The 11,883-nt window shown below is 31.1% G+C and carries 10 protein-coding genes; 7 read left to right on the top strand and 3 right to left on the bottom strand.

What is annotated here, in order from left to right; genetic code table 11:
- Window positions 1-48: 48 nt before the first annotated feature.
- On the bottom strand, window positions 49-906 hold the full coding sequence (locus AB2B44_RS04900) for a GLPGLI family protein (RefSeq protein WP_369048425.1): 858 nt from the start codon (window positions 904-906) through the stop codon (window positions 49-51).
- A 246-nt stretch (window positions 907-1,152) separates the two neighbouring features.
- On the opposite strand from AB2B44_RS04900, the gene AB2B44_RS04895 reads away from it, so the two are divergent.
- Window positions 1,153-1,767, top strand: a complete 615-nt coding sequence (locus AB2B44_RS04895) for a deoxynucleoside kinase (protein ID WP_369048424.1) — start codon at window positions 1,153-1,155, stop codon at window positions 1,765-1,767.
- On the opposite strand, the gene AB2B44_RS04890 is transcribed toward AB2B44_RS04895, so the two are convergent.
- Window positions 1,764-2,489: a TrmH family RNA methyltransferase gene (locus AB2B44_RS04890; RefSeq protein ID WP_369048423.1), complete on the bottom strand. Its 726-nt coding sequence runs from the start codon at window positions 2,487-2,489 to the stop codon at window positions 1,764-1,766. The genes AB2B44_RS04895 and AB2B44_RS04890 overlap by 4 nt on opposite strands.
- A gap of 71 nt (window positions 2,490-2,560) precedes the next feature.
- On the opposite strand from AB2B44_RS04890, the gene AB2B44_RS04885 reads away from it, so the two are divergent.
- From AB2B44_RS04885 to AB2B44_RS04860, 6 genes are all read left to right on the top strand, one after another.
- Entirely contained in the window at window positions 2,561-5,050 is a 2,490-nt protein-coding gene (locus AB2B44_RS04885; protein WP_369048422.1) for a BamA/TamA family outer membrane protein, read from the top strand.
- A 110-nt stretch (window positions 5,051-5,160) separates the two neighbouring features.
- Entirely contained in the window at window positions 5,161-6,219 is a 1,059-nt protein-coding gene (fbaA, locus tag AB2B44_RS04880) for a class II fructose-bisphosphate aldolase (RefSeq protein WP_369048421.1), read from the top strand.
- Window positions 6,220-6,396: 177 nt separating this feature from the next.
- Window positions 6,397-7,254: an acetyl-CoA carboxylase, carboxyltransferase subunit beta gene (gene accD, locus AB2B44_RS04875; protein WP_369048420.1), complete on the top strand. Its 858-nt coding sequence runs from the start codon at window positions 6,397-6,399 to the stop codon at window positions 7,252-7,254.
- A gap of 58 nt (window positions 7,255-7,312) precedes the next feature.
- On the top strand, window positions 7,313-7,651 hold the full coding sequence (locus AB2B44_RS04870) for a Bor family protein (protein ID WP_369048419.1): 339 nt from the start codon (window positions 7,313-7,315) through the stop codon (window positions 7,649-7,651).
- A gap of 751 nt (window positions 7,652-8,402) precedes the next feature.
- On the top strand, window positions 8,403-8,822 hold the full coding sequence (locus AB2B44_RS04865; RefSeq protein ID WP_369048418.1) for a DUF3995 domain-containing protein: 420 nt from the start codon (window positions 8,403-8,405) through the stop codon (window positions 8,820-8,822).
- A 145-nt stretch (window positions 8,823-8,967) separates the two neighbouring features.
- A complete protein-coding gene (locus tag AB2B44_RS04860) occupies window positions 8,968-9,318 on the top strand; it encodes a tRNA-binding protein (protein WP_369048417.1) in 351 nt (116 codons plus the stop codon).
- Window positions 9,319-9,453: 135 nt separating this feature from the next.
- On the opposite strand, the gene AB2B44_RS04855 is transcribed toward AB2B44_RS04860, so the two are convergent.
- Window positions 9,454-11,823: a TonB-dependent receptor gene (locus AB2B44_RS04855; RefSeq protein ID WP_369048416.1), complete on the bottom strand. Its 2,370-nt coding sequence runs from the start codon at window positions 11,821-11,823 to the stop codon at window positions 9,454-9,456.
- Between the last annotated feature and the right edge of the window lie 60 nt (window positions 11,824-11,883).

Genomic DNA, 11,883 nt, shown 5'->3' with positions numbered 1-11,883 from the left:
TTTGGTGTTTTTATAAACGTTTATTTACAAAAATGGTATTACAATTAATTAATGAAAGCCTCTACCGCTTCTACCTCTACCATTTCTAAACATTTCTCGCATTTCTTCAATCTTTTTCTTTGCAATTTCGTTAAACTCTTGTCTAGTAACTTTTTTACCTTTAGTAGGCTCATTAATTTCGATTTTTTCAGACGGATTTAACACCACTTCTGTGCACAAAATAGTAGTTCTATCAGCATTTACCTCTAAAATTAACCCTGGCAACCCCCAATATTCTCCTGGACCATTATTTACTGGTATTTGAGGAGTAAACCATGCGGTTACCTGTATTTCTTTTGGTTCTTCTACTTGTTCTGATGCATTTTTTGCTTGTGCATCTTCTTTACTTTTATCATCTTTTTTTCTAGGACGAGGCATACGCATCATGTTTATCTCATCTGCCTTTTTAGTCATCGTTGCTTTGTAACAAGTATACTGCCCAATTTGTTTAGTTTCACTTGTCAATTCCCAGTGTGGGGGTTCTGCTGTTTCGGAGATTAAAAAATTTTTTCCAAAAAACTCGGTAGACTCTATTAACTTGTTTTCTGAAATATTTTTATACTCTACGCCACCACCCGAAAGACCTCGAAAACGAAAACCTCGTTGTTGTTGCCCTGGTGTTTCTAATTTTTCTTCCTCTTTATATAGTGATGTGGTTTTATCGAAGTTTAAAATATAGGTTTTTTCTAACATCGATTTCATACGCTCCATGATTTCCTTTTTACGCTGTTCACTCATATCACCTCTACCAAAATTTGCCAAATCAATACTGGTTTTAGACTTATAAGTGGCTCTACCTTGAAAATTTTTTTGAGCAAAAACAGTAATACTAATGCATAGTAAAAAACTGGTAAGTAAATGTTTCATTGTGTCTGTTTTAATTATGTAGCTTTAATGGTGTTTAGACACTTCAAAAGCACAAAGGTTTAATAACAAATCAAAGTTTTTTAATTAAAAAACAAACAACTGTAAACCCCAAAAAAAGAAGGTATTCTTTATTTTTATTATCATATTGAACTATTAAACCTCTTATAAATTCGTTTTTTTATGTAATTTTACCATTCTTAAACTGGCAATGTTGGTCGGTAATCCTAAAAATTATTACACAAAACTATGCACATAGCAATTGCAGGAAATATTGGAGCTGGAAAAACAACGTTAACTAAACTATTAGCAAAACATTATGCATGGAAACCTCATTTTGAATCGGTAGACAAAAACCCTTATTTAGATGATTTTTATGCTGAAATGGAACGTTGGTCATTTAATTTACAAGTCTATTTTTTAAATAGTAGGTTTCGTCAAATTTTAGAATTACATAAATCTGAAAAAAACAGTATTCAAGACAGAACCATTTACGAAGATGCCTATATTTTTGCACCTAATTTACATGCTATGGGGTTATTGACAAATCGTGATTTTAACAACTACTCTTCGTTATTTGAATTAATGGAAAACTTAATATCACCACCTGATTTATTAATTTACTTACGTGCTAATATTTCTACATTGGTAAATCAAATTCACAAACGCGGTAGGGAGTACGAAAACTCAATAAGCATTGACTATTTAAGCCGGTTAAACGAACGCTACGAAGCTTGGATTAGCCAATATACTAAAGGAAAATTACTGATTATTGATGTAGATAATTTAAATTTTGTAGATAATCAAGAAGATTTAGGCTATGTAATTGACAGAATAGACGCTCAATTACACGGATTATTTTAACGCCGAAATTCACTTAATAAAATAGCCGTAGCAGTAGCTACATTTAAACTTTCGGTTTGTTGGATTTTTCCATATCTAGGTATAGAAATTTTATTTTTAGCTCGTTTTTTTATTGCGTCCGAAATTCCATTAGCCTCATTTCCCATAATTAAAACCCCTTCTTTTGGAAGCTCCGTTTTAAATACATTTTCACCATCCATATCTGCTACAAATGTAGGTTGTTTGGTGTTAGACAAAAAATCAACTAAATCTACATAATTTATTTGCACCCTAGTTAACGACCCCATAGAGGCTTGTACTACTTTAAAATTATAACAATCTACCGTTTCTTTAGAACATACCAATTGGGTAACCCCAAACCAATCGCAAAGCCGAATAATAGTACCCATATTACCCGGGTCGTTTATGGTATCTAAAGCCAAAACCAGTCCGTCTTCTTTTATAGGAAGTGTTTCTGCAATTTCAAACAAACCCAAAACTTTGTTTGGCGTTTTTAATTGACTTATTTTTTTTAACTCTGCTTCTGAAATTGTAACCTTTTTATCTGCCTCAACCGTCGGGAAAAAAATTTCGGTAACAAAAAGAGTGTGCAAAATAAAATTAGAATTTAATAATTCAGAAACCACTTTAACCCCTTCTGCAATAAATAATTTATGTTTTTGACGATACTTTTTTTGACCTAAACTAGTTATAAATTTATGTTGAGATTTAGATAAACCCATTAAATAATTTTTAATATTATTAAACCGCTAAAAAATAGTATTTTTGGTATTTGTAGCGAGGCGTAAAGTTAATGAAAAAACTTTTTTTTTACTTATTGTTCTTAATTGTATTAGGCTCTTGTAACTCTATAAAAAGAGTTGCCGATGGAGAGCAACTACTTGCAAAAAATATAGTATATGTTGATGGTAAAAAAGATGCCGACCCAAGTGCTTACGATTATATTATTCAACGCTCAAACGCCAAAGCTTTAGGGGTACCCCTATCATTATATTTTTATAACCTTGGCAACCCAAATAGTTCTAAAACGCCTACAGAGTGGGGCACTCGACATAAAAACACATATAACTTTTTTAAATCTATTTTTTCTGAAAAACAAAGTATTGGTGTTGCTAGATCGTTTATTAATCTTAATAATTGGTTTTTAAATAGTGGAGAAGCTCCTGTAATTATTGATAATAAAAAAATTAAACGAACAGTTGACAACTTAAAAACCTATTATCAAACACAAGGATACTTTAAAACCAAAGTTACCTCGAAAAGAGATTCAATTAGCGCAAAAAAAGGTATTGTATCTTACTACATAACTAAGGGTAACCCTGTATTTTTAGACACTATTACCAAAAAAATAGCCTCTCCTATTTTAGATTCGATTTATAATACAAGTACTGAAAATACCTTTTTAAAATCGGGCGACCAATATCAAGACCATAATTTTGAAAACGAAGCTGACAGGCTTACTAAATTATTTAGAAATAACGGTGTATACCACTTTAATTTAAATTCGATTGGATTTTATAATATTGATACCGCCAATGTGAATAATAAAACAAATGTTAGCCTAGAAATTTCAGACAGAATTGTAGAAAAAAAAGGCGACTATTTTACCAAACCATATAAAATTCAAACCATAAAAAAAGTTAATGTTTTTACTGATTATAGCTACAGCAGTAGAAAAGAAATAACAAAAAGAGATTCTACAACATATCAGGGAGTTAATTATATTGCTTTTGATAAACTCAGATACAACCCTAAATACTTATCACAATCTATATTTTTACAACCTAACCAAGTGTATTCTGATTCGCTTCGCAATTTAACTCGTATGCATTTACGCGGATTAAAAAACTTTAAAACAACCACTATTAAATTTAACGAATTAAATGATAATGAACTTGAAACTAATATTTTTTTAGTTCCGCTTGAAAAACACAGTTTAGGGTTTAGCAGCGAGTTATCACGCTCTAACATTAGAAACTTTGATATTTCTACTAAATTTTCTATTTTAAATAGAAATATGTTTAAAGGAGCCGAAATTTTTAACATCTCTTTTTTAGGCTCATATTTTAACTCAAACAATGGTCCTGGTTGGGAAATAGGAAGTGATTTATCGCTCGAAGTTCCGCGTTTCATGGCGCCTTTTGGTATTAATAAATATGTGCCAAAAAGAATGTTTCCTCGTACTAAGTTTTATACCGGTATTTCTATTCAAAAAAACATAGGACTGGATAAACAAAATTACAATTTAGGTATCGATTATAAATGGCAATATAACCGACATAAAACTATTCAGCTAGAAATATTAAACACACAATATGTTCGAAATTTAAATGTTAGCAATTACTTTAATGTATACGCATCAGAATATACAAAATTAGAAAAAGTTGTAGCTGCATACGATCCCTCAATAACACTACCCGCACCTAATAGCCCAGAAAATGCCTCTGAAATAGTTAAAACGATGCAAGAAATTTCGTCAAGTTCAAGTTTTGCCGCATCCAATCCTGTAGAATATCAAAATAATTTAAACATAAACAATCGGTATAATATAATCTCCTCTGATTTTTTAATTCCTGTAATAGCCTACACTTTTACCTACAACAATCAAAACAACTTTAACAATCAAAACTTTTCGTATTTTAGAATACGTATTTCTAATTCAGGAAATATAATTGGGGCTCTTTCTAAACGCACCAATAGTAGAGGACAAAAAACAGCTTTTAAAATACCCATAGCTCAATACTTTAAAACAGATATTGAATATAAAAAATTTTGGGAAACCAGTAAAATATCTGTTTTAGGATTCCGTACCTTTTTAGGAACCATTTTTCCGTATAACAACTCTGACATTCCTTTTTCAAAAAGTTATTTTGCAGGAGGGTCTAATGATATTAGAGCGTGGAGAACTTACGATTTAGGACCTGGAACACAAAGCCCTGGATTAGAGTACAACATTGGTAACTTAAAATTTTTAACCTCTTTAGAGTATCGATTCGATTTAATAGGTAGTTTTAAAAGTGCTTTATTTGTTGATGCGGGAAATATCTGGAATATGACAAAATCTTCTTATGTAGACAGCCCTTCTAAATTTAAAGGTCTATCTTCTTTAAAAGATATGGCTATTGGCTCTGGTTTTGGTTTACGCTACGATTTTAAACTTCTTGTAGCTAGGCTAGATATTGGATTTAAAGTTTATGAGCCCTATTTAAAAGATGATGGATGGTTAAAAGATTTTAATTTTGGTAACGCGGTTTATAATATTGGTATTAACTACCCTTTTTAAAGTTTATAATTTACGATAACCTTTTAGTAATCTGTAAGATTAAAAGTTTTTTTGCGTTATAAAAAAACGTAGTTTTGTTGCTTTTAAATTTAACTATAAACTTTAATAAAATGATAAAACCAGGAGTTGCCACAGGGAAAGAAGTTCAAGAAATTTTTAAACTAGCCAAACAAAAAGGCTTTGCTATGCCTGCGGTAAACGTAGTAGGTTCTAATACCATAAATACTGTTTTAGAAACAGCTAAAGAACTTAATTCGCCTGTAATTATACAATTTTCTAACGGAGGAGCACAATTTAATGCAGGAAAAGGATTATCAAACGAAAACCAAAAAGCAGCTATTGCAGGTGCTGTTGCTGGGGCAAAACATATTCATTTATTAGCCGAAGCTTACGAAATTCCTGTAATTTTACATACTGACCATGCGGCTAAAAAATTATTACCTTGGATTGACGGAATGTTAACCGCTAGTGAACAATTTTATAAAGAAACTGGTAAGCCTTTATTTAGTTCGCACATGATAGACCTATCAGAAGAACCTATAGAAGAAAATATAGAAATCTGTAAAAAATACTTAGCTCGAATGAGTAAAATGGGTATGACTTTAGAAATTGAGTTAGGTATAACTGGTGGTGAAGAAGATGGTATAGATAATAGTGATGTTGACGACTCAAAACTATACACCCAACCAGAAGAAGTTGCCTTTGCTTATGAAGAATTACTAAAGGTTAGCCCTCAATTTACTATTGCTGCAGCTTTTGGTAATGTTCATGGTGTGTATAAACCTGGTAATATAAAATTAACGCCAAAAATTTTAAAAAATTCGCAAGAATATATCTCTAAAAAATACAACGTTGCACCAAATACTATTGATTTTGTATTTCATGGAGGTTCTGGTTCTACACTAGAAGAAATTAGAGAAGCTATTGGCTACGGCGTTGTAAAAATGAATATTGACACCGATTTACAATATGCTTTTACCGAAGGTATTCGTGATTATATGATTACTAAAAAAGATTATTTGTTGAGCCAAATTGGAAATCCGGAAGGAGCCGATTTACCTAACAAAAAATATTACGACCCTCGAAAATGGTTAAGAGAAGGTGAATTAACATTTAAGGCTAGACTTAAAAAAGCTTTCGAAGATTTAAACAACGTTAATACTTTATAAAATAACGTATATCATTTTTAAAAAAGCATTTTGATTAAAACCAAAATGCTTTTTTTATTTTACCTATTATATTTTTTTAAGATAACCTTTTTTTGAAAAAAGAAAGTTCGTAAAAAAGTTTACATTTGTACTTCTCTTATATAGCAAGTAACATAAACATATTATATAAAGAATATTATGGATTGGTTTAAACGAAAAGATAAAGGAATACAAACTCCTACAGAAAATAAAAAAGACACCCCTAAAGGTTTATGGTATAAAACCCCTAGTGGTAAAATTATAGATACCGACGAATTAAAGAGAAACTTATATGTAAGCCCTGAAGACGGATACCATGTTCGAATTGGAAGCAAACAGTATTTTGAATTATTTTTTGATGACAATATATTTAAAGAACTTAATCCAAAACTAAGCGCTAAAGACCCCTTAAAATTTGTTGATACCAAAAAATACCCTGACCGTATAAAAGCCGCTCAAGAAAAAACAGGACTAAAAGATGCTGTTCGTACTGCCGTTGGTAAATCAAAAGGAAAAGATCTTGTAATTGCCTGTATGGATTTTGCATTTATTGGAGGTTCTATGGGTAGTGTTGTAGGCGAAAAAATAGCCCGAGCAATTGACCATTCAATTAAAAACAAAATTCCCTTTTTAATGATTTCAAAATCGGGTGGTGCCCGTATGATGGAAGCTTCGCTCTCGTTAATGCAATTGGTAAAAACCTCGGCAAAATTAGCCCAATTAGCCGAAGCTAAAATTCCATACATTTCGTTATGTACCGACCCAACCACTGGAGGCACAACAGCTTCATTTGCTATGTTAGGCGACATTAATATTGCCGAACCCAATGCTCTTATTGCTTTTGCAGGACCTAGAGTTGTAAAAGACACTACGGGTAAAGATTTGCCTGCTGGTTTTCAACGCTCAGAATTTGTACTAGAACACGGATTTTTAGACGCTATTTACGAACGAAAAGAGTTAAAAGACAAAGTAAATTTATATATCGATTTAATACAAAATTTACCAGTTAGAGCATAATATTTACACTTTTAAACTGAAGTTACCTCTAGCCCTACTTCTGAAAAATCTTTATAAAATGAAAAAGATTATCCTATTTTTAGGAATTATCATTTCTTCCAATCTGTTCGCTCAAAAAATTGATGTGCTAAATTTTGGAACTTTTCATATGCGTTATACCCCTTGCTATTCCTATACTAGTGTAGTAGGCGAAGGTGCTCAAGGAAACAAACAAACAACCAAATGGAATCACTACGTTGTTTACGGATTGGCTCCTGTTGGAGTTTCTGACTCAAAAAAAATGGCTGATGGAGCTAAAAATTACACTGTCCACACAAGACAAACTTTTGTTAACGGACTAGTTTCAGCCTTAACTTGGGGGCTTTATACACCAACTACAACTACAGTAACAAAATAAAATTGTGAAAGAGAGTTTATCCAAATTAACAAACTCTCTTTCTTTTTTATATTATGAAAAAAATTATATTTTTCATTTCAGCTGGAATTGCAATTATATTACTAATAAATATTATAAGTATTTTATTGATAGACTTAAATAGACTAACTAATTACGGTTACGGATATTTAGTTGGAAAAATAATATTGTTTTTAATTTTCATTAAAATTGCTTTTTTGACAAAAAAATAAAAAACACTATACACAAAAATAGCTACACTTAATTTTTTATTCTCTCTTACTTCTGAAAACCCTTACGGATTTTCAATTTGACAAATATTCAACACATCATTCACAGGTTCTATAATAGCTTTTTTCTTTTGTAATGATAACCTTTTAGCATGGCGAAATCAATAAAAAAGATTTCTAAACACATCTCTAAACTATGACGTTTTAAATTACGATATGATTTTAGGTGGAAAACAACTATAATGATCAATACTTCACTTTTGCTCATTTTTGATTTTATATGATATATTTTAATTGTTGAAGTCATAGAAAAACTAAAAATTACTTACAATAAAAACACTGCAAACAACATATGTTTATAACAAGATTGGCAACCCAAATTACGATTGTCGAGCAATAAAAAGAAAATTCAAAAAATATCACACCTACTTATATTGTTTAAATTTATTATCTTTAGATTACGCAAACGTAGTGCTAAGTTTAGTGCTTTAATTAATAAACAATTTAAACAATCAACTAAAAAAATGATTTTATCAATTTTATTAAGTATAGTATTCATCATACTTGGAATTATCCATTTTAACTGGGTAATTGGAGGAAAATTTGGGTTTTCAGAATCACTGCCAACCAAAGAAACCGGAGAAAGAGTAATGAACCCTAAAAAAATAGATAGTGCAATTGTTGGATTTGGACTAACGGTGTTTGGCCTATTCTACTTTCTAAAATCTGGATTAATAAACTTTAATCTCCCTCAACAAGTAATGAAATATGGAGGTTGGATTATTCCAGCCATTTTCTTGTTACGTGCAATTGGCGAGTTTAAATATATCGGATTTTTTAAAAAAATAAAAGAAACAGACTTTGGAAAATGGGATACAAAACTCTTTTCTCCGCTATGTTTGGTTATCGGAATAATTGGAATAATTATTCAAGTAATAAAATAAAAATTCACGCAACGATTCACTCAAATTGCTAGCGCCAATTATAACCCAAAATTTTATACTTATAAAACCGTGACTAGACGAATTATATTCATTCATTAGTGAAACACTATAAAAAAGAGTTCAGTACAAAAACAGAAATTTATAAATGACAAAAAGAAACGAAAAAAAACTGACTTGGCGTGAGTTTATGAATGTTGAAATGAGAGTAGGAACTGTTATTGCCGCCGAAGAATTTAAAGAAGCTCAAAACCCTGCATATAAATTGATAATAGATTTTGGTGAATATGGAACCCAAAAAACTTCTGCGCAAATAACCAAACTTTACGATGCTGAAAAGTTAATAGGCAAACAAATAATTGCAGTAGTTAACTTTCCGCCTAAACAAATTGCGAATATGATGAGTGAATGTTTGGTATTAGGAGCCGTCGGAGAAAATAAAGAAGTTACCTTAATAGAACCTGAAAGAAACGTAAAAAACGGAACTAGAATTGGATAAAATACAGATTAAATATCCCTTTACTCCCTATCTAAAAACGGAAAACACCACTAATCTATAACCACTTCGAGAGGGTTTCGGCATAGCCGAAACCCTCTCGAATTATGAATTATATGTACAAAAAGGTAAGTCTGGTTAAAACTTTAACGTAAGCCCTAATAAAAAGTTTCTAGTAGCTTGTGGGTAATAACCTTGTACTTCAAATGATTTTCCAGGGGTATCCCATGTGTTTAAATAGGTATAACCTCTATCTACATATTCTCTATTAAATAAATTGTTAACTAACCCCGTAAATACAATAGAATCAAATATTTTATTCATTTTTAAGGTGTAAACAGCATTAAAATCACTAATAAAATAACCTGTTAAACTCGATGCTTCGGTATTGGTATTACTTAAATACTGCTTATCAACAAATTTAGATAGTAACGACAGCTGCAAGTTATCAATAGGCATATAATTTAAAGCATTAGCCGTAATTAAATTAGGTGAAAAAGCAATATTAGTGGTGCCTATATTTTTTTGAATTCCATCACGATCTAAGATAAAGTTTTTGATTTTATTACTACTTAACGTAATATTTTGGTTAATTGTAAACCTTTTTGACACAACAATATTCGCATCTATTTCTAAACCTAATCGATAGCTGTCTTTTACATTTTCACGTAAATATGCTCCCACATCATTTAACCCACCTGTTTGAATTAATTGGTTGTTATACAACATATAATAAACATTCGTATTAAGTTGTAATAGTTCATTTTTTAACCTCCACCCTAATTCAAAATCGTTTAACGATTCGGGGGTTACATCGTTACCATTTTCAAAATCGTTTCTATTAGGCTCTCTATTTGCTCGAGCATACGATACATAAATATTATTTTTAGTGTTAACCTTATACGTTAACCCAAGTTTAGGATTAAAAAAGTTATACGATTTATCAATTGACAAATTATTTCTATCCGAAGTTAACCCTTGAGTAGTATAGGTAACAAAACGTCCTTGCACATCTATAAAAGCTTTTAATTGGTTTATAATATTAAATGAGGCTTTCGAAAAAACACTAAAATCGTTTTTTGTAGCATCACTAAAATAATACCGATCTCGAATATTAGCATCATCTGCAAATTTCTTTGCCCAAATAACTTCTCCAAAGTGATTACCTGTATAATGACTGTACGATGCCCCAGAAATAACTTCAATCGCTTTATTTTTATACTTAGCATTAAAATTAGCCACATAAAAATCATTATCTAACCAAGGGCGAACAATTAAATCGGTTGCAGGGTTACCGTACCAATCTTCACCTGTAGCCTCTACAATTCCGTTATAGTTAGAAACTGGACTGTCTTTTTTATATTGCTCGTAGTAGCCTTTTCCTTTAGTATAATTCAAGCCTACATTGGTAGCCCATTGGTTATTTATTTTTTGATTCCAATGTAACTGGTAATGATCTTGCCAATAATTATCTGTTTCATTATCATAAGTATACGGGTTTTGACGTCTGTTTTCTTTTAATTCTTCAGATGACAAACCGTACCAAGATTGATAGGTTTTTTCTTTTCCTCCAAAGGTTAATGCTTTAATTAATGTATTTTTATCTACATAACTGGCTTGTAAAAAGTACGATTTTAAATCGGTATAAGCCCTGTCAACATATCCATCAGAATAAACCTTAGATAAACGTCCTGCTAGTTCAAAATGGTCATTAAGTTTTCCTGTCGAAAATTTCACCGTATGTTTTCTTGTATTATACGACCCATAAGAATTGGCTATTTCTGCATTCGGATTTTCAGCAATAGCATCGGTTAAAATATTTAAACTTGCACCAAAAGCTCCTGAACCATTAGTAGAAGTACCTACACCACGCTGTAATTGTATGCTCTCTGCCGACGAAGCAAAATCGCCCAAATCAACCCAATATGTTCCTTGACTTTCACTATCGTTATACGGTATGCCATTAATGGTAACATTAACTCTAGAATCATCAGAACCACGAACGCGATAATACGTATAGCCAACTCCTGCACCAGCATCTGATGATGTTGTTACCGAAGGCAAATAATTTAATAATATAGGAATATCTTGCCCTAAATTACGTTTTTCTATTTGTTTTTTAGTTACATTAGAATAGGTTACTGGGGCATCTTTTTCAACCCGAACAGCCGAAACCAAAACCTCATCTAAAACTGTTTTATCAGTATGCAACTGAAAAGTAATTTGTTGATTGTTAACCAAATTTAGCCGTTGTGTAATGGTTTTAAACCCTACGTAAGAAACTTCAATTACATACACCCCTTGGTTTAATTTTAATTTAAAATTACCATTAAAATTGGTAGAAGTTCCTTGATTTTGAGGCTTAACAGTAATATTAGCTCCCTCTAAAGGTTTTAAATTACTATCCGTTACTGTACCCGACAAGGTTAATGTTTGTGCATTTGCCATTAAGGTTGCAAATAATACCCATAAAAAAGCTACTCTCTTCGCTTTTTTAACAAGAAACATCGGTCTCATTTGTATAAAATAAAATCGAATAAAAGAGGTAATTATTCTTTAATTAAATAA

Origin of the sequence: Tenacibaculum sp. UWU-22 (genome assembly GCF_041021355.1) — a bacterium.
Taxonomy (GTDB): Bacteria; Bacteroidota; Bacteroidia; order Flavobacteriales; family Flavobacteriaceae; genus Polaribacter.
This window is presented reverse-complemented; position numbering and strand designations above follow the sequence as displayed.